A 17,684-nucleotide genomic window follows, 5' to 3' on the forward strand; every position below is an offset into this window, starting at 1 on the left:
TTCAATTTATTATTAGGCAACAACCCCCAAATTGGCCCCTAAGTTAAGAATGTTCTGTTGGCGACAGCCGGGGCTTTCCAGTTGTTAAGTGCCGTCGCCAGCAGTCGACAGACGGCAACCCCGGTGTTCTTCTGGCTGGCATGCGCCCATGCGCCGTATTCCAGCTCCGGCCCATCTCACGATGCGGCAGACACCGCTATGCCCTATCATCCCGGGCCTCAGAACATAACAAGTCCACTTCATCATCGACGGTTGGAATTCACTCCCATGCATAAAGCAATCTCTCGCGGGCGCGCCAGACTGTTGGCAGGCTGCCTGCTCGCCACTGCCCCCCTCTGGGCTCTCACTGCACAAGCTAACGAGCTCGAAGCCCCTCTGCCCAAGCTGCTTCCCTGGGAGGGGGCTTCCGAAAAGCTGATCATGCAGGAGGGCGAGTGGGTGACCCCGGCAGAGGCAAGTGGTTTTGCCACCACCCCGAACTACCGGCAGACCCGCGCTTTCGTCCAGCAGCTTGCCAAGGCGAGTCCGGATATCACGGCCAGGGATATCGGCACCTCGTCCAGCGGCCGCAGGATTCAGCTGGTGACACTTACCGAGGGCGGTAGTGACCCCAGAAGCAACGGCAAGCCCACTCTGCTGGTCCAGGCCGGTATTCACTCCGGCGAGATCGACGGCAAGGACGCCAGCTTTATGCTGCTGCGGGACTATATCGGCGGCGACCAGGCGCTGCGGCAACTGATCCAGCAGGCGAACCTGCTGATCATTCCTATCCTGAATGTAGACGGGCATGAGCGCTCTGGTCCCTTCACCCGCATGAACCAGCGCGGCCCGGAAAACTCAGGCTGGCGGACCAACAGCAATAACCTGAACCTGAACCGCGACTACGCCAAGCTCGATACACCCGAGCTGCGGGCAGTGATGGAGATCGTCAACGAGTACCAGCCGACGCTGTACCTGGACGTGCATGTCACCGACGGTGAGGACTACCAGTACGACATCACCTACGGCTACAACGGCTCCTTTGCAAGCGATTCCCCGGCCATTGCCAGGTGGCTGGAAACCCGCCTGCAGAACACGCTGGACACAAAACTGACCGAAGCCGGACATATTCCCGGCCCGCTGATTTTCGGCGTGAATTCAAAGAACTTTGCCGATGGCATCAATCACTGGACAGCCAGCCCGCGCTTTTCCAATGGCCTGGGCGACCTCCGCCACCTGCCTACCGTGCTGGTAGAGAACCACTCGCTGAAGCCCTATCGCCAGCGGGTGCTCGGCACCTATGTATTGATCGAGGCAGCACTGCAGGCGCTGGCCGAGGACGGCAAGCAGCTGCAGAAAGCGATTGCCACCGACCAGCAGCGCCGCCCCGAAAACCAGGTGCTGGCATGGAGTACTAACAAGACCCCTGACACCACCGTCTTTGGCAAGACTCCGTTCAAAGGCATTGCTTATAAGAAAGAAAAGAACCCCATCACCGGCGACGAGCAGGTGGTATGGCTCGGTAAAGCCAAGGATTACCCCGCCCTGCCAGTTTTTATCGACAACGTAAAAAGTGTGGAAGTCAGGGTGCCCAAGGCCTTTTTCATTCCCAAATCAGAAACGCTGGCGCTGGAGCGCCTGAAAGCGCATGGCATTGAAAGCACGGAGCCCGAGCAGAAAACTGTGACGCTCACGCAACTGAATGTGGATGACCATAACTTCGCGACCGAGCCCTTCGAGGGCCACTTCCGCGTCTCGGCCACATTTTCGGAAGATCAGGTCGAGCGCAATCTGGCGGACTATGTCAAAGTCAGCACCAACCAGCCGCTGGGCAAGCTCGCGGTTGCGCTGCTGGACCCGCGCGGTCCCGACTCCTTCTTCCAGTGGGGATTCTTCAACGGCATATTCCAGCGCACGGAATACTATGAGCCCTACGCGCTTGTACCGCTGGCAGAAAAAATGCTCGAAGCAGACGCTGCATTGAAGGAAGAATTTGAGAAAAAGCTCCAGGACAAGGAGTTTGCCAATGACCCCAGGGCTCGCTTGGAGTTTTTCTACCAGCGCGGTCCGTATTACGACGGGGCCTACTTGAAGTATCCGGTGCTGATCAAGTACTGAGTCCACGGATATAACCGTCCCGGCCAAAAATCATATTAAACATCGGTCGGGACGCTTCCGCGCATGTGAACGCGCCGACTTTTCTGCCTTCTTCTTTGGATGGAAGCCCCATCTCTTCCGCGACTGCAGGGTATGACCTCTCACTCTGACGTGTTAGGGTGTTGTATTCCGATTTCCCGGACGGCGAACGCGCTATCTGAGATAAAAATGCACAATAATCCCCGGCATCGAGAATGGAGCAACCGAAAGAGCGCCCTCTCAGCGCTCTCGATGCAGCTTTACTAGGATCAATTTTACTTCTGGTTTTGGGCGGGGCTATCGGCCTGTTTGGAAGTAATTCGTTAAGCGGTGCCACTCAGGTGGCGATGATGATGACCGGCTTCCTCGCCGCACTGGTCGGCCTGAAGAATGGTATTGGCTGGGACGAGATCGAATCAGCCATCGTCAAATCTACCGCCCGCACAGCTGGCCCCAACCTTATCTTCCTTTCCATTGGCGCCCTGATCGGAGCCATGATGCTCTCTGGCGCAGTGCCAACGCTGCTTTTTGTTGGCATGAAACTGCTGTCTCCGCAGTGGTTTTATCCCACCTGCTGTCTCATCTGCGCCATCGTTTCAATCTGCATCGGCAGCTCATGGACCACTGCCGCCACTATCGGTGTTGCTCTGGTCGGCGTCGCCTATGGTTTCTCGCTCTCGCCAGCCATTACCGCAGGAGCGGTGGTGAGTGGAGCCTATTTCGGTGACAAGATGTCCCCGCTGTCGGAAACCACCAATCTCGCCCCAGCCATTGCCGGAAGCAACCTATTTTCCCACATCCGCAATATGAGCTGGGTTTCAGTGCCAAGCTTTGCCCTTGCACTGGTAATTTTCTTCCTGGTCAGCGTAATCAGCCCCACTGACGACAGCCAGGGCAATCAAGTTGAAGCCTTCCTCACTGCTCTGGAAGGCTCCTATGAAATCGCCTGGTATAACCTGATTCCCGTCCTCCTGCTGCTCACACTCGCCATTAAGAAAGCTCCTGCTTACCTGGCCATTACAGGCGCAACCATTGTCGCAATGGCACTGGCACTGCTCACACAAATGCCGGTCGTCACACATTTTATGGCGTTGCGCGAACTTGAAGGGGCTACGGCCCTGGGCCAGGCAATCTGGATCACGCTCTACGACGGCTTCACGATCCAGACTGGTAATCAGCAAGTCGACAACTTGTTGTCTCGTGGCGGAATGGTGTCGATGGTCAATATGGTGTGGCTGGTGCTGGCGTCGATGATGATGACGGGTGTGCTGGAGCGCATCGGCTTTATTAACCTGCTGATGCGCGCGCTGTCGCGACTGATTTCCTCCACTGGCTCACTGATCGCAACCACCATGGGGACAAGCCTCGGGGTCAATGTGCTGACAGGCGACCAGTACCTTTCAATTGTGCTGCCCGGTCAGATGTGGAAGGCCGAGTACAAGAAGCGCGGACTGGCCAGCGAGAACTTGTCGCGGAGCCTCGAGGATGGCGGCACCATCACGTCGCCCCTGATTCCCTGGAACGCCTGTGGTGTTTATATGGCGAACACTCTGCAAGTGACCACACTGGCCTACCTGCCTTTCTGCTTCTTTAACCTGATCAATCCGATCGTGGCGCTCGCCTATGGCTTTCTGAATATTCGTATCGTCCGCATGAGCAGCGAGGAAATGAAACAGCTCAAGGGCCAGAGCGGAGAGGATGGCAGAGAGTTAAGCGGGGGCAAGCCAGTCATTGCCAGCTGAGCGCCGACGACACTGGTCGCCCCGGGAGTTGAACAGGCAGCCCCCTACCCGTCTGCCTCCGACAAGAATGCCTCCGCGCACGCCGCGATCCTAGCGCAGGCTTTGTCCAGATCGGCCTCACTCACACAAAAGCTCGCCCGTACATGCCCGCGCGCACTGGGGCCAAAAGCTTCGCCCACTAATACCGAAACACCAAACTCATCCAGTAGCCGCTCTGCGAAGGTATCCGCACTCACGCCCAGCTCGCGCACGTCCAGCATCATAAACATTCCGCCCGCCGGCGTATGGCAGTTAACGCCCGGGATGGATTTGATCCTCGCGACCATCAGATCCCGGCGACCGCGGTAAGCCTGGCGCATTTCCTCAAGCTCGGGCAGTTCAGCGGTCAGGGCTGTCACAGCGGCCCTCTGCACAAAAGCGGGGCTGCCGTACAGCATACACAGGGTCAGGTTACCCGCATGCACGGCAAATTCCCTCGGCCCGATAACCCACCCGAGCCGCCAGCCGGTCATGGCATGGGATTTCGACAGGCTGGACACGGTCACCGTGCGCTCACTCATCCCGGGTAATTGCCCTGGATGGAAATGCTCGCCCTCGAACATCAGATCGGCGTAGACCTCATCGGTAATCAACCACAGGTCATGCTCAACGCAGAGCTCGGCCAGTGCTTGCCAGGTAGCCTCATTCACAGCCGCCCCGGTTGGGTTGTGGGGGCTATTGATGAAAATCGCTCGTGTGCGCTCTGTCACTTTCGCCGCGATCGCTTCAGGGTCGATGTTAAAGTGCAGCTCGGGCAGCAGAGGCACGTTGACTACTCGGGCTCCGGTGGCCTGCAGGAAGGCCTCGTAGGTGACATACATGGGTTCAGGGACAATGACTTCATCGCCCGGGTCGAGCAGGCACTGGGCAGCCACATAGAGGCCACACTGCGCCCCCGCCACCACAACCACCTGTTCAGGATCCGTCGAAACACCAGTCTGGGCAGTATGGCGTGCAGCCAGGACCTGCTGCAGCTCCTGTTCACCGCGATGATCCGCGTAATGGGTGGCACCGGCTTTGAGCTCGGCACAGGCGGTGTCGACGATGGCAGCCGGCGTATCGAAGTCCGGGTCCCCCACCGAGAGAATGACCACGTCTTCGCCGCGGGCCAATCGCTCCTGCGCCCGAAAATGAATGTCCCAGGCACTGGAACCCTCCCCGGTGATACGTCGGGTCAAATCTGAGTACTTCATAACCGCTCTCTGATTTTTATCATTAGTCTTTACGCAACCTTTCTACCAGCCCAGCCTCAGTCGCCAGCTTTTATATGGCGATATTTTCGGCATCGACCTCAATAAAACTGACTCCGGCAAATCCGAAAGCCTGCTGCAAATCCACGCTCAGCTCGCCCAACGTGGTCGGCTGGAAAACCTGGCAACCGAAGGCTCGTGCCAGGCCGGTAAAATCCGGGTTTCTGGGTAGCACTCCAACAGGCTCTATTTTTCGCTCCAGCATGTCATCACGAATTTGGCCAAGGCTGGCGTTGTTGTACACCAACACCACCAGAGCGGTATCGATCTCTTCTGTTGCCGTAGCCAGCTCCTGCAGCGTGTAGAGAAACCCACCGTCGCCGGCAATGACCAACACCGGCTGTCCGGGAAGAGCGATCTTTGCACCAATACCTGCGGGCAATCCATACCCCAGAGTCCCGTAGCCAGTGGGGTGGAGCCACTTCCGTGTTTCAGTGCTCTCGAAAACATAGTTGCCCGTATAGGCAATCTGCGTCATATCGGTAGCTACCAGGGCATCTTCCGGCAACACCTCCGCAATGCAGTCAAGCACCTGCTGATGCTGTAGTTGCAAAGGCGCGTGACCCTGCTTGAGCAGAGCTGGCAACTGTCGTAGCCGCTCCAGCCAGGTGCGGTTCGTCCGTGACTCGTGCCCCCCCATAGCCATCAGCAACGCACTGGTTGCCTGCTGACTATCCGCAAGGATCGGTAATGTTGGGGGATACAGGTCATTCATTTTGTCACTATCGATATCGATGCGGATTAGCTTTCCATTAATCGGCAACGTATCCCGCCACATATCGGTATCAGCCAGCTCAGTACCGATTGCCAGAACAAGGTCGGCATCAGCCACAAACTCCCATACAGGTGGTGTGCACAGGGTCGCACCGCCGGCCAGGGGATGGCCGGGCGGTAAGATGCCCTTCCCCGCAACCGTAGTGAATAGCGGCGCCTGCACAGTTTCTGCCAGTGATTGGAGTTCGGCGGCTGCTTCTATCGCGCCGCCCCCGGCGATAATCAGCGGTCTTTGGGAAGATTGCAGTAACGCTACCGCCGCCTCAACATCCTGTGCACAGGGCGCCGGACGCTTTGCACAGACGGCGACCTTCGACGACCAGTCGTAGGCCACAGGAGCAGCGAGCACATCCATCGGCACCTCGATATGTACCGGTCGCGGTCGCTGGCTGTTAAACACAGAGAAGGCCCGGGCCACGAGGTCAGGAATATCTTCCGGGCTGAGCGCAGTGGCACTGAAGGCTGTCAGGGGCTCAGTGATGGCGCGCTGGTCCTGGGTCTCATGTAAACGACCCCGGCCTTTTCCCAAAGTGCTGCTTTCGTTAACGCTGGTGATCACCAGCATGGGAATTGAATCGGCATAGGCCTGGCCAATGGCGGTAGCAGCGTTGGTCAGACCAGGCCCAGTGATCAAAAAACAGACCCCCGGTTTGGCGCTGACCCGCGCATAGCCATCGGCCATAAACCCGGCACCCTGCTCGTGGCGGGTCAGGACATGGCGGATATCGGTCTCCGGCAGGCCACGGTAGAGTTCCAGGGTATGAACTCCGGGTATTCCGAATACCGTATCAACCCCGTAGTTTTGTAAAAGCCGGACTAAGGCAACACCGCCGGTAAGCGCCATCCCATCACCACTCAATCGCATTAGGTCGGCCAGCAATGCTAATGGGCTGGTGATGAAACCTCAATCCGGGATTATCTCTCTCTGGACCATATCATTGCGGTATGGCCTCCTGCTCACCGCGATCAGTCCAACGGCCCATTTTCGTGGCCACCTGTGGCCGCGAAGCCTGCCATAGAAAGCCCGGCCATCACTCTTTATGCAATGAATTTTCTTCCGCGCATATTTTTGTATCTATACATCCTCTGATAGGCTCTTCTTTGCTTCGTAATCTCATAAAGCACAATCCCGGAAGTAGTTCCGAGGTTTAGGCTTTCGATCATGCCCAGCATTGGAATATTCACGCACAGCTCACTGCGCCTTACTGCCAGATCAGTGATGCCACGGGATTCACTCCCAAACCAGACAGCCAGCTTGGGAAATATTGTGTAGTCCCCTTCATGAAGCACAACGTTACGTCTCCCCTTCATGTGAGGCGACGTTACGATGGAGCTGAAGTTTTTGCTCTCGAGGTGATCAAGACACTGTTCCGTGCTGTCAAACCGCTTCACGAATGTCCATTTAATGGCTGAAACTGAGGTCCCTGAGAGGGACTTGCGCTCCCGCATATCTTGCCAGTCTTCTGGAAGGCTCCCTTTAGGGTCCACGATATACGCCTTCTCCACCCCAAGAGCGTTAACATTACGAATCACCGTGCCGATATTCTTGATATCGTGCGGATCTTCGATGACCGCGATAAGCTGCTTACATTGGTACGGCTTGATCCTGTCCGCCCGCACCCGCATAGAACTTTTCTTGTTTCCCACATCCATATGAAACCCTCCAATAAATCCCTAATTAAAAATCTAAAAACACCCAGATTCAAAACGTTCAAGCTGAAAGTTGCTGAGTGGAACTCTACCAGAGATATTGCCCCTCAGGATGAATCGGGAATCCCAGCCAAGAGAACGACTTTTATGCGGTAAGTAGCTGGCAGTCACGGCTGACACCGGCCGCACCGCTCACGCTAGAGAAATCCAGTAGATACCAGGACTGACGGTCGATCTTCTTCATTTTCCTCCTGGAGGACTTGTCCTCAATCAGGAATCCTGGACCTTCAGATACAGACTGGAAACAGAACTTCCTGGGTAAATTCCTGTACACCGACCGTGGCGGCGCACGGTGCTTTACTCTCCGACCAGTTTCCCAGCTGTGAAAATAGATCTTCCGGATCCCGATCTCATGCAGGAGGAACTCCAGAGTGGCCGAGAGAACAGCCTCATCCCAAATTGCCAGATGCTCCCTGACCGCGATCTCAAAATATTCTATAGCCTGCTCAGGTGTAAAATCGTAAAACCAATAGCGCTCTTGCTTTTCCCTGTCTACTTTCGACTTTGCCTTACGGATGTTCTGTGCATCATCATAAGCTTCCCTGGCAAACCGCAACCAGTCTGTCTGTACCTCTTCAATCAGTGCGGTATCAGATTCGAGGTCGAGGTCAATCCGCGACCATGCCATGGTATTCCGTGTATCACTTGTTGGGTGATCGTAGGAATCAAAGCAACCCTCGTCATCAGCGATGTTATAGCGCTTGTAGCAGACATCATGCTCATTGGAAAAGTTCATCTGCAAGACAAGGTTGTAGCCTGTTCGCGACGTCTGGTAATAGCGGCTCTTTATTTCACTTCCCCACAGTCCCAGACTCAATCGGTAACAATGAAATTGGGCGGGCCAGTAATTAACCAGCTGCTCAGGGGTCAGCAACCCGTTCCCAGAGCGACGGATGACCTCCCCCACAGCAGATTTTTCAAGCAACCTGGCGTACCGCCCCTGCCGCAGCGCCCTTATATGCTGCTGTTCCTTGCAGACCTGACGCAGCAGCAACAGGGCGTACCTGTCCTTGAAGTAATAGAACCGGGTACGCCCCTCGGGGAGGCATGCCATGATCTCTTTTGCTAACTCGATATCCATATCAGCTTAATGTGCCTTATCTGGCAATCATCCCTTCACACAGATCACCTGTCGCAGCGTGTGAACCACGTCCACCAGGTCTGACTGGTTTCCCATGACACGGTCGATATCTTTATAGGCAGCCGGGATCTCATCGAGTACCCCACTGTCCTTTCGGCAATCGACCCCCTTTGTCTGTTCCTCAAGATCACGCCGGGTAAAACGCTTGCGCGCTGCATTGCGGCTCATTTTCCGTCCGGCGCCATGGGCACAGGAACAGAAGGACTCCGGGTTCCCCTTCCCCCGTACGATATAGGACCTAGAGCCCATCGAGCCGGGGATGATGCCCAGCTGGTCTCGCTGTGCACTGATGGCGCCCTTGCGGGTTACAAACACATCGCGACCAAAGTGTGCTTCCCTCACCACATAGTTGTGGTGACAGTTGATGGCCTCGGACGTCAGCGTAAACGGCGGCAAGTATTCGCGCAGACAACCGATGACAAGCTTCATCATCTCCTGTCTGTTTACGCGGGCGTATTCCTGCCCCCAGTTAACTGCCTCCACGTAGTCATCGAAGTGCTGACTGCCCTCGCTGAAGTAAGCCAGGTCACGATCCGGCAAGTTGTGGATATGTACTGCCATATCCTTTCTGGCCAGCTTGATGAAATGCTGCCCGATCGCATTGCCGATACCTCGGCTTCCAGAGTGCAGCATGACCCATACCTGATCGCTCTCATCAAGACAGATCTCGATGAAATGGTTTCCTCCACCAAGGGTGCCCACCTGGGTAACCCAGGTGCGCTGTGGGTCCCGCAACATCTTCAGCAGCGCTGGGTGCTTTTCGAATAGCCGATCCGCACCGGGAGCGAGGTCCTTGCAGGCTGACTCCCTCGCATTGATCATCTTGTGCCGGGCAAAACCTACTGGCACCCTGGCCTCGATGGCCGCCCGTACTGACTTGAGGCTATCGGGCAACTGATTGGCTTGCAGTGATGTTCGCACCGCATTCATTCCGCACCCGATATCGACCCCAACGGCAGCTGGAATAATTGCACCAACGGTTGGAATTACAGAACCAACAGTGGCGCCTTTACCCAGATGCACATCCGGCATTGCCGCCACATGGGAATAGACAATGGGAAGCTGGGCAATATTCTTCAGCTGCTCTAGCGCAGCGTGTTCAATTTCTTTCGTGTAAATTTTCACCGGAACAGTGCCCGGGGATGCTTTTGCATTCAGTACCATTTTGACTGGCATGATCTTTTCCTGGACCAATTCATTGATAAGTTGTTGATTTCTACCGGCTTCAACGACCCTTTGTCTCGGCGATATATCGAGCTATTTCTGCGATATTTCCGCTTTCGATGTGGGAAATATCCACGTTGAACGTTTTCGAAACTCGTTTTCTTAGAGTTTCAATGGAGTCTCCTGCATAGGAGAAGTCCCAGAGCGAAGAACCATCTGTGATAAAAATATCCTCAGGGTCATATTCCAGCACATCGGTTATGATCCGGCTGACAATGCCCCGGTAGCGCTCGATTTCATCACTGGGCGCGAATTCTATCGGCAACCCCGTTCCGGGCCTTGGGAGCCATCCCCGTCTCTCCTTTACGGTTGCGAGTGATCTGCCGAGGTCCACCAGGGCCTCCTCTCTGGTTTCTCCAACACCCGAGATTTGCTACCAGTTCTCGATCTGGGCGATAAACCGCGGCATATACAACCCTTCTTTAGTATGCTCGGCCCTGATCTGCTCTCGAAACCTTACCGGATAATCCCTAATGCCCCAGTCCTCTTTCAGAAACGACAGGGTCCATTTAACAATCACATTAATGCTCAACATCTCTTTCACCTTCTGATCACATGCCTGCTCGGCCTATAACCTTCCATCACTCAGGTTTTACTATTCCTCGCAACCACTTATGCCGATTTCCAGTTGCGCCTGTCACTGAACCCGGCACTCAGATACTCCATCTGATCCGCCAGTATCTGGTGCGCCTGCAGCATGATCGCTTCATAGGGATTGGGTGTGAACGGCACCGCCAACAACGGCATACTCGCCTCGTCCGGTGTCATCGCACCCTTTCGGTTGTTGCAGCCTTTACAAGCAGCCACCACATTCTCCCAACTATCCGCGCCGCCGCGGGAAACCGGCATTACGTGATCCCTTGTCAGCAGAGAGGTGGAAAAACTCACACCGCAGTAGAGGCACATGTACTGGTCACGGGCGAACAGGCTCTGGTTCGTAAGAGCAGGACGGAGCCTTGAACCCACGCGGTCGATACTGCGCCCAGCGATCACCGGCGCAATCGAAAGCATCGAGCGACCACCGCAGCTTCTGTACCCGCCGCGCAGCGTTGTCTTGAATCTGCCGAGATCCCACAAAACCTGGTCTTTTGCGTACAGATAGGCAGCGCGCTGGAGATTTATCCAACGAATAGGTCTACCACCGGCATCCAGATACAGTACTCGAGCCATTGTCCTTTCCTTCGAGTAAAAAACTGGTCGCTTTTTCTGGCACGCCCGGAGGGATTCGAACCCCCAACCGAGACCTTAGAAGGATCCTGCTCTGCCAATTGAGCTACGGGCGCCTTAGAGTTTCATGAATGTCACGCGATCTGCAGTACGATATCCCCGGGCAACGAGGTACTGCATGGCCAGACGGCGGTCCTCAGGGGACACCTGATTCAGCACTACCCGCAGCGGTAGACAGTGCCGACCATTGCACCAGGACAGAAAACCGATCAGGTTTTCCCGGCTTGGTAGCGGTTGCACGACCTGCAGGATGGAAACTGGGAATTCGCGCATGATGCGCTTGGCGCTGACATAGTTTGTGGTGGCCAGACCCGCACCATGATCGCGAGCCCCAATGATGAGTCGCATATTGTCTCCTCGCGATGGTTGGCGATCCCGGCCGGACTCGAACCGGCAACCACAGGCTTCGGAGGCCTGAGCTCTGTTCCAGTTGAGCTACGGGATCATGTTTGTGGAATTGGTGCCCACGGAACGGATTTGAACCTTCGACTTCCTGCTTACAAGGCAGGCGCTCTCACCAACTGAGCTACGCGGGCGAAATCAGTGCCCTGTGTCATTGCCAACACTGGGGTATCTGGGACCACCGCGATGAATCGATAGTCCGTCTAAAGGTTGGAGCGGCCAGCGGGATTCGAACCGGCATCCTCGGCTTGAAAGGCCGGTATCGCTCCGCTCGATCATGGCCGCATATTGGGAGAGGACAACAAGATCACCCTCTGATTAGCGGATCTGCAGGCAGGCAAATAGCCTCTAAGCCAGCCCCGCAAGATCATTCAATCTGGTCGGCGCAGCAGGATTCAAACCTGCGACATCTACCTCCCAAAGGCAGCGCTCTACTCAGGCTGAGCTATACGCCGGTGAAGTGGCGCCCTGTACCGGATTCGAACCGGTGATCTATCGCTCGACAGGCGAGTGCATTGGGCCGCTATGCTAACAGGGCAAGATATTGGCAATTGATGGAGCGAACTGTGCGCAAATAGCGACTGTCTGGGATGCAGTTACGATGCTGGCGCTTTGATCTTTTTAAAGCTGGAGTCCCGTGGCGGATTTGAACCGCCGTGAACGGTGTTGCAGACCGCCGCCTATCGCACTCGGCCAACGGGACAAATATGGTGGCCTGAGACTACAGCCACTGACACAACCCTTTGAGGACCTTACCGGCATGCTTGCGGGCTGCCGTTAATCCCGTATCCACTGCATCCGCCAATGGGCGCAATACAGTAGGTTGCATGGCTGCCTTTTTTGACGGGTGGCGAATCCCGTATCAATCCTGTCTACTCGAATCTTCCACTACCGCCTGCCTTGCGGGCAATCAAGGTGTGCTAACACCACCGTGCGTTTCTGATTCAACAAGGGTCGAGCTTGCGGCTCTCCCCCTGGCCGCGTTATCCCTGAGGACCACGGCATTAAGCCATTTTCGACAAGACCTGGACACGTCTTTGCATTTTTAGAAACATTGCCGGAATCGAACCAGCGCCATTGACTATAGGATCAACGCTCTACCATCTGAGCTAAATGCTTACCCTGCCACGAAGCGCGTGCCCGGTAGTTTCACGGCCTTTTGAACCGCGAAATGCTACGCTCCGCCTGTGTTTCGCCTGCCGGCTACCACACTGAAATGCCCGATCCCGTCAACTCGGAACCGTTATCTCTGGAATGCGCCCTCGGCTGCCACCTCGAACTGACATCCCTACCCTTTGTCGCCACCGCTCAATGTTCTGGTTGCATGCAGGTCGGCACCACCCGTTACCTTCGGAGCCAGCATCGCCTGCCCCTCAAACACACACATCGTCACGGCTGTCACCCCCCGGGAGAATGACTTAGCGTCTCGGCTTTTCCGCACTGACCGGTAGTCCGGCGCGGCCCCGCAAGGTAGGCACCGCTTTCCCCAGCTCACACCAGGTTATCGGGGGCGGACCCCCGGCACCGGTTTCCCGGTACCAAACCGCTGCCGGCAAACCGGCAAAGATGGCAGGCCGTCCCGGGGTCGAACCGGGAACTCAAGACTCAGAATCTTGCGAGTTGCCAATTACTCACAACGGCCAATTGTTGACGTACAGCAATTGCACCATGTTTGATAAGGGTGCCGGTCAATAACGCACTTTATGTTTCTGATTGCGACCTGCCTTGACATCAGCTTTGCGGTTGCGGTGGACAGACGCGCGGTTGAACTGCCGTGCGTATTTGGCCACAAAGTTACGATTCTTCTGCGCTTTTATCACAGACACCCCCTATTGGTTGTTAAAAGGATTTTACTTACGGACAGGATCAAACAGCTGGTGCCCGGCCCCGGACCTGAACCGGGAATGGATCTGCGTTTGCAGCAGGCGCGTCTACCAATTTCGCCAGCCGGGCTCTGCTGTCTGGTACCCCGTGAGGGAGTCGAACCCCCAATGACCTGGGCCTAAACCAGGCGTGTCTGCCTATTCCACCAACGGGGCAATAACTGGTGCGCCGGGCGGGCTTCGAACCCGCAAAAAAGCAGGGTTTAAACCTGCCGCGTCTACCCATTCCACCACCGGCGCATGATGAACGTGTCTGGCGGAAGGTACAGGAATCGAACCTGCGTCCCGTAACGGGCCACCGGCTTTCGAGACCGGAGCATTGCCACTCTGCCAACCTTCCTGAAAAAATCTCTCCTTCCCAATCAGCAGACAGGAGAGTCACTGAGCCCGACCACACCGGAACCCACCTTTGGCGGAGACAGGAGGATTCGAACCTCCGCGGCCCAGGGGCCCTCGGATTAGCAATCCGGCGCAATCAACCACTCTGCCATGTCTCCATCGATTGCTCCCGGACAGAAGATTCGGGCTCGAGAAACCTTCGTGTCAGCATTGCGGACCAGGGCCTCTACGCACTCGGGTCGACTCGCTGAAACCTTTCACCGCCCCACCAACGCCGTGAACATGACTGCCCTCTGGCAGCCCCCCATGCAACGATTCGGGAGAAGGATTTGACCGCTGCTTGCCTGGCGCACCCGGCAGGATTCGAACCTGCAATCCCCGGCTTCGTAGGCCGATGCCGTCAATCCAGCTTGGCCACGGGTGCATTGAACTTTGGGGCGACCGACCGGATTCGAACCGGTGTATACGAGGGCCACATCCTCGCGCATAGCCGCTCTGCCACGGCCGCCATCAGGGCGATTACAGCGTGAAACCGTCAGGGCACTGATTCCGCACCCAGATCGGGACCCGCCTGGCACGCTGCCACCAAGAAGACAGGTAATCCTCATCGCCAGATCCGCGTTGGAGAGACGCGGCCCTCTGTGTGGATGGCGAGGCGGGGGTCGAACCCGCGAGTCTCCCGGTTAACAGCCGGGTGCATTACCACTTTGCTACTCGCCATTAGCCGGTGCATCGTGCAAGAGTCGAACTTGCGCGCCCTGGGCTTCAACCAGGTGCTCTACCCACTGAGCTAACGATGCAGAATGATTGCGGAGCCCAGGCTCGAACTGGGGACCTACGCCTCATGAGGGCGCCGAGCTACCACTGCTCTACTCCGCAAAGGATTGGCGGGCCAGGCAGGGATCGAACCTGCAACTACCGGTTTTGGAGACCGGCACTCTGCCAGTTGAGTTACTGACCCAATCAAAACCCATGGTTGGCGCAGCGGGATTCGAACCCGCGTATGCCGGCTTAAAAGGCCGGTGTATCACCGCTCTACCATACGCCAACGATGGAATCTGAAATTGGTATCCCCAACGGGACTCGAACCCGTATCTGCTGCTTGAAAGGCAACTGTCCTCGACCAGTTAGACGATGGGGACAATGTTTTCTGGTTGCGGCGGACAGATTCGAACTGCCGACCTGTCCCTTATCGGGGGCTTGCTCTACCGCTGAGCTACACCGCATCAGAAAAAGCGACCAGATTGTTAAACAAACGTGCTGGGTGTCAGTGCCAGCGCACTTCTACCCGCCATAAAAAAACCCGGATGGCGGGATTCGCCAACCGGGTTTTTCAAACGTCGTGTTCAAAAGTCCGGTTGGTGCGCAGCCGACCGGACAGGTCGAACTACGCTTTCATGCGGTCACCAAAATCAATCTCTGTACCTTTCGACGGATTTATTGATGGCCAACGCACAAAACTCCTGGGCAATGCATAGGCATACTGGTCCCGTCCCAGATCCTGGGCCGTCCCGAGCATGGTCTTATGGCATTGCAGTCTTAATAACACTTGAGTCACCAGTCATGAACGCCGCTTCGCGGCAGATAACTTTGGAGGCAGAGCAACATCGGATGCCTCACGTTCTTTTTAAAACTATCACGAAAAAGTTGTTTTGCAACCCATAAATTCACATTTTTTTCCATATTTTTCAATAGGTTACGCATGCAATAAACGAGCGAATTCCTGCCGCAACTTCAGCATTAAATTTTGGGCATGAGTGCCGGTCGAAGCGTGACTTCATACGCTTAGTGCTGTCCCGTTCTCAGAATTCTTCTCAACATTTTCCCTCTCTAAAGAACTTGCTGTTCAGCAACTTCCTGTTCTCTACATCGCTGACACGGTACTCGATTTCTACAGTGGCAATCCGCACTGCAAGCAAGTTGCCGTGTCTCTTTTGGCCCCATCTTGCGTGTCAATATGGAGCATGCTCTTTCCATCCAACTGGTGGGCCCCGGGGGACTCGAACCCCCTCCCCTCGCTTATGAGGCGAGAGCTCTTACCGGATGAGCTATGAGCCCTGAAAACAAAAAACCCCCGAAGGCGAACCGACGGGGGCTATAGGGGGCCGACTCCAGAAGGCTCGCGCCTCCCGGAAATCAGGAGGCCGTTAACAGAGTTTTTTCTCGACGCAAATAGTCCACGCCCGCGTCCCTTGTGGGGCGGCATGGCCTATTCGGTTGAGGTAGCTTGATAAGCTGGTCACGGTGTTCTCCTTGGACAATGCAGGAATTCTAGCGCCTGCTTCTGAATAAGCAACGAACAAATAGTGCACACCCGCAATATGGCGCCCTTTTTTGCTGCCTCATCACCCTGGCAAGCTGAAACCATCAGTAGCCGACGCTAAACCCCACAGGCAAACGGCGGGGGCGCGGGTCGTGCTCGTATAAACAAGTGGGTGAAGCTCAGCACATCTGCAGCCAAAACTGGTCTCCCACCGAGCTGATCATTGATCGCGTTGAGGACAGGTACATTCGCGGCCTATGGGACCGTAAAGGTCGATCACGGCAAATTTCAATGAAATCACTCCGTTGAGTTGGCAGCGTTCTCTGCTAAGGAGGCATTCCAGGGTTAACGGTCTTCTTTATGGGGACAGGGAACCCACCGCATCAGAGAGGCATAGCGCAAAATCAGCTTGGGTATTCAGGGCAGACAGCGGCCTGAACGATCTTCACCCGGCAACCTCTCACTATACACATCATAAAAGGGAGTCAGACACCAACTTAAGCGACTCGACCAAAACATCTCAGTCACCAAATGCCAACTGTGTGCCCCAAAAGAACCAAGCTCCCGATATGCAAGTCACTCCAGAATGACACAACATCCACTCCCTTGATCTTTGTCAAAAACAAGCATCTATATCAAAGAGTTTTGATATTCATGGGATTTCATCTGCGTTAAGGTTCTGTAAAACACGATAAACATGGAGCGGGAACCGCAATGAGCAAAGCATACAATGAGATGTCTTATGTTGAAGTCGCTGCAATCTATAACGACATCAACAATATCCCCCTGGATGCTGCGGAAGCACTGGGCAAGTCCACTGCCGAACTTGTCGGTGAGGGCGCCAAGATTATGGATTTTGGTGGCGGAGCCGGCCGCATTTCAGTCCCCATTGCCGCCCATACAGACATGATCGCCATGGACATTGAGCATCATATGCTCAAAGCCTCCAAGAAACTTGCTGCCGACCGCAACATAGCCGCACGCCAGGCCGTGGGTACTGTGCTGCAAACCCCGTTCGCCACCAACACATTTGATGCAGTGATCACAACCAACGTACTGCACCAGATCGAGTTCTGGCGGGATGCGCTGAAGGAAGCTGCCCGAGTCCTCAAGCCGGAAGGCCTGTTCCTCATTGGCCGTGACGTGCTCGACGAAAGTTCCAATGCCGCCGTACTCCGCAGCCAATCTCGTATGTTTACCGTCGACATCGCTCCTGAAATGCAGCCCACCGATGCCGCAGGGCCGGCACTGTTCCAGGAAATCCAGAAACTCGGCGGACAAATGACCCGTCCCGTTGTTGCCTGTAGCTGGATTGAGCGAGTTTCCGTCGCCGAGATTCTGGACCGTATGGAAAACGGTATTCACAACGAAACCTGGAGCCTGAAAAGAGAGCTGATCGACGCACTGATGGCCAAGGTGCGGCCATGGGCCGAAGAGAATTTCGACGATATCCATGCAGTTGAAGATGTGAAGTGGGAGTTCCACCTCTACCCGATCTCTGGCATCGGCAAGTAGTCCATCCGGGGGTTGAGGTTTAGCCCCTGTCGCCTACCGACAAACTCTAATAACAATGGT

Annotated in this window: 12 protein-coding genes and 22 tRNA genes; 3 read left to right on the forward strand and 31 right to left on the reverse strand. The window is 55.6% G+C overall.

Annotated elements, in window-relative coordinates; translation table 11 throughout:
- The first annotated feature begins 267 nt into the window (after positions 1-267).
- Together AUP74_RS14140 and nhaC are read left to right on the forward strand one after the other, a co-directional pair.
- A complete protein-coding gene (locus AUP74_RS14140; RefSeq protein WP_069948125.1) occupies positions 268-2,097 on the forward strand; it encodes a M14 family metallopeptidase in 1,830 nt (609 codons plus the stop codon).
- A gap of 233 nt (positions 2,098-2,330) precedes the next feature.
- Positions 2,331-3,857 (forward strand): Na+/H+ antiporter NhaC, encoded by a 1,527-nt coding sequence (nhaC, locus tag AUP74_RS14145; protein WP_069948126.1) that lies wholly within the window; start codon positions 2,331-2,333, stop codon positions 3,855-3,857.
- A 44-nt stretch (positions 3,858-3,901) separates the two neighbouring features.
- Here nhaC and AUP74_RS14150 read toward each other — a convergent pair whose 3' ends face one another.
- The 31 genes from AUP74_RS14150 to AUP74_RS14300 form a co-directional block, all read right to left on the reverse strand.
- The gene (locus AUP74_RS14150) at positions 3,902-5,089 is read right to left on the reverse strand and encodes a pyridoxal phosphate-dependent aminotransferase (protein ID WP_069948127.1); all 1,188 of its coding nucleotides are present in this window, start codon (positions 5,087-5,089) and stop codon (positions 3,902-3,904) included.
- Between the two features lie 70 nt (positions 5,090-5,159).
- Positions 5,160-6,764, reverse strand: coding sequence for a 5-guanidino-2-oxopentanoate decarboxylase (locus AUP74_RS14155; protein WP_069948128.1), 1,605 nt, complete (start codon positions 6,762-6,764; stop codon positions 5,160-5,162).
- 194 nt (positions 6,765-6,958) lie between these two features.
- Positions 6,959-7,573, reverse strand: coding sequence for a TrmH family RNA methyltransferase (locus AUP74_RS14160; protein ID WP_069948129.1), 615 nt, complete (start codon positions 7,571-7,573; stop codon positions 6,959-6,961).
- Positions 7,574-7,715: 142 nt separating this feature from the next.
- A complete protein-coding gene (locus AUP74_RS14165) occupies positions 7,716-8,711 on the reverse strand; it encodes a hypothetical protein (RefSeq protein ID WP_069948130.1) in 996 nt (331 codons plus the stop codon).
- Between the two features lie 27 nt (positions 8,712-8,738).
- On the reverse strand, positions 8,739-9,947 hold the full coding sequence (locus AUP74_RS14170) for an RtcB family protein (RefSeq protein WP_069948131.1): 1,209 nt from the start codon (positions 9,945-9,947) through the stop codon (positions 8,739-8,741).
- A 49-nt stretch (positions 9,948-9,996) separates the two neighbouring features.
- Positions 9,997-10,329, reverse strand: coding sequence for a hypothetical protein (locus AUP74_RS14175; protein ID WP_145924409.1), 333 nt, complete (start codon positions 10,327-10,329; stop codon positions 9,997-9,999).
- A 278-nt stretch (positions 10,330-10,607) separates the two neighbouring features.
- Entirely contained in the window at positions 10,608-11,165 is a 558-nt protein-coding gene (locus AUP74_RS14180; RefSeq protein ID WP_069948133.1) for an HNH endonuclease, read from the reverse strand.
- A 37-nt stretch (positions 11,166-11,202) separates the two neighbouring features.
- Positions 11,203-11,278, reverse strand: a tRNA-Arg gene (locus AUP74_RS14185).
- Position 11,279: 1 nt separating this feature from the next.
- Entirely contained in the window at positions 11,280-11,570 is a 291-nt protein-coding gene (locus AUP74_RS14190) for a hypothetical protein (RefSeq protein WP_069948134.1), read from the reverse strand.
- A gap of 19 nt (positions 11,571-11,589) precedes the next feature.
- A tRNA-Arg gene (locus AUP74_RS14195) sits at positions 11,590-11,667 on the reverse strand.
- Positions 11,668-11,680: 13 nt separating this feature from the next.
- Positions 11,681-11,758, reverse strand: a tRNA-Thr gene (locus tag AUP74_RS14200).
- Between the two features lie 77 nt (positions 11,759-11,835).
- Positions 11,836-11,909 (reverse strand) — tRNA-Glu (locus AUP74_RS14205).
- Between the two features lie 92 nt (positions 11,910-12,001).
- Positions 12,002-12,079: transfer RNA gene (locus AUP74_RS14210), tRNA-Pro, on the reverse strand.
- Positions 12,080-12,085: 6 nt separating this feature from the next.
- A tRNA-Asp gene (locus AUP74_RS14215) sits at positions 12,086-12,162 on the reverse strand.
- A 90-nt stretch (positions 12,163-12,252) separates the two neighbouring features.
- A tRNA-Cys gene (locus AUP74_RS14220) sits at positions 12,253-12,327 on the reverse strand.
- 985 nt (positions 12,328-13,312) lie between these two features.
- Positions 13,313-13,450: a DUF7230 family protein gene (locus AUP74_RS17575; protein WP_418287623.1), complete on the reverse strand. Its 138-nt coding sequence runs from the start codon at positions 13,448-13,450 to the stop codon at positions 13,313-13,315.
- A 49-nt stretch (positions 13,451-13,499) separates the two neighbouring features.
- Positions 13,500-13,577 (reverse strand) — tRNA-Leu (locus tag AUP74_RS14230).
- A 9-nt stretch (positions 13,578-13,586) separates the two neighbouring features.
- Positions 13,587-13,663, reverse strand: a tRNA-Leu gene (locus AUP74_RS14235).
- Between the two features lie 6 nt (positions 13,664-13,669).
- Positions 13,670-13,747, reverse strand: a tRNA-Leu gene (locus tag AUP74_RS14240).
- Between the two features lie 14 nt (positions 13,748-13,761).
- A tRNA-Ser gene (locus tag AUP74_RS14245) sits at positions 13,762-13,847 on the reverse strand.
- A gap of 70 nt (positions 13,848-13,917) precedes the next feature.
- Positions 13,918-14,004: transfer RNA gene (locus tag AUP74_RS14250), tRNA-Ser, on the reverse strand.
- Positions 14,005-14,191: 187 nt separating this feature from the next.
- Positions 14,192-14,270: transfer RNA gene (locus AUP74_RS14255), tRNA-Arg, on the reverse strand.
- Positions 14,271-14,279: 9 nt separating this feature from the next.
- Positions 14,280-14,354, reverse strand: a tRNA-His gene (locus tag AUP74_RS14260).
- A gap of 136 nt (positions 14,355-14,490) precedes the next feature.
- Positions 14,491-14,566 (reverse strand) — tRNA-Asn (locus AUP74_RS14265).
- Between the two features lie 8 nt (positions 14,567-14,574).
- Positions 14,575-14,646, reverse strand: a tRNA-Phe gene (locus tag AUP74_RS14270).
- A 7-nt stretch (positions 14,647-14,653) separates the two neighbouring features.
- A tRNA-Met gene (locus tag AUP74_RS14275) sits at positions 14,654-14,725 on the reverse strand.
- Between the two features lie 6 nt (positions 14,726-14,731).
- A tRNA-Trp gene (locus AUP74_RS14280) sits at positions 14,732-14,807 on the reverse strand.
- 12 nt (positions 14,808-14,819) lie between these two features.
- Positions 14,820-14,894, reverse strand: a tRNA-Lys gene (locus AUP74_RS14285).
- A 17-nt stretch (positions 14,895-14,911) separates the two neighbouring features.
- Positions 14,912-14,988: transfer RNA gene (locus AUP74_RS14290), tRNA-Glu, on the reverse strand.
- A gap of 9 nt (positions 14,989-14,997) precedes the next feature.
- A tRNA-Ile gene (locus AUP74_RS14295) sits at positions 14,998-15,072 on the reverse strand.
- A 756-nt stretch (positions 15,073-15,828) separates the two neighbouring features.
- Positions 15,829-15,904 (reverse strand) — tRNA-Met (locus AUP74_RS14300).
- A gap of 919 nt (positions 15,905-16,823) precedes the next feature.
- Here AUP74_RS14300 and AUP74_RS14305 point away from each other — a divergent pair.
- Entirely contained in the window at positions 16,824-17,624 is an 801-nt protein-coding gene (locus AUP74_RS14305) for a class I SAM-dependent methyltransferase (protein WP_069948135.1), read from the forward strand.
- Positions 17,625-17,684 lie beyond the last annotated feature (60 nt).

The sequence above is a fragment of the Microbulbifer aggregans genome, assembly GCF_001750105.1.
Lineage (GTDB): Bacteria > Pseudomonadota > Gammaproteobacteria > Pseudomonadales > Cellvibrionaceae > Microbulbifer > Microbulbifer aggregans.

What these genes read in the sequence shown, in the direction of transcription:
- AUP74_RS14170 (WP_069948131.1), bottom strand. Translation starts at nt 9,947, where the DNA reads ATGCCAGTCAAAATGGTACTGAATGCAAAAGCATCCCCGGGCACTGTT.
- AUP74_RS14190 (WP_069948134.1), bottom strand. Translation starts at nt 11,570, where the DNA reads ATGCGACTCATCATTGGGGCTCGCGATCATGGTGCGGGTCTGGCCACC.
- AUP74_RS14165 (WP_069948130.1), bottom strand. Translation starts at nt 8,711, where the DNA reads ATGGATATCGAGTTAGCAAAAGAGATCATGGCATGCCTCCCCGAGGGG.
- AUP74_RS14155 (WP_069948128.1), bottom strand. Translation starts at nt 6,764, where the DNA reads ATGGCGCTTACCGGCGGTGTTGCCTTAGTCCGGCTTTTACAAAACTAC.
- AUP74_RS14140 (WP_069948125.1), top strand. Translation starts at nt 268, where the DNA reads ATGCATAAAGCAATCTCTCGCGGGCGCGCCAGACTGTTGGCAGGCTGC.
- AUP74_RS14150 (WP_069948127.1), bottom strand. Translation starts at nt 5,089, where the DNA reads ATGAAGTACTCAGATTTGACCCGACGTATCACCGGGGAGGGTTCCAGT.
- nhaC (WP_069948126.1), top strand. Translation starts at nt 2,331, where the DNA reads ATGGAGCAACCGAAAGAGCGCCCTCTCAGCGCTCTCGATGCAGCTTTA.
- AUP74_RS14180 (WP_069948133.1), bottom strand. Translation starts at nt 11,165, where the DNA reads ATGGCTCGAGTACTGTATCTGGATGCCGGTGGTAGACCTATTCGTTGG.
- AUP74_RS14160 (WP_069948129.1), bottom strand. Translation starts at nt 7,573, where the DNA reads ATGGATGTGGGAAACAAGAAAAGTTCTATGCGGGTGCGGGCGGACAGG.
- AUP74_RS14305 (WP_069948135.1), top strand. Translation starts at nt 16,824, where the DNA reads ATGAGCAAAGCATACAATGAGATGTCTTATGTTGAAGTCGCTGCAATC.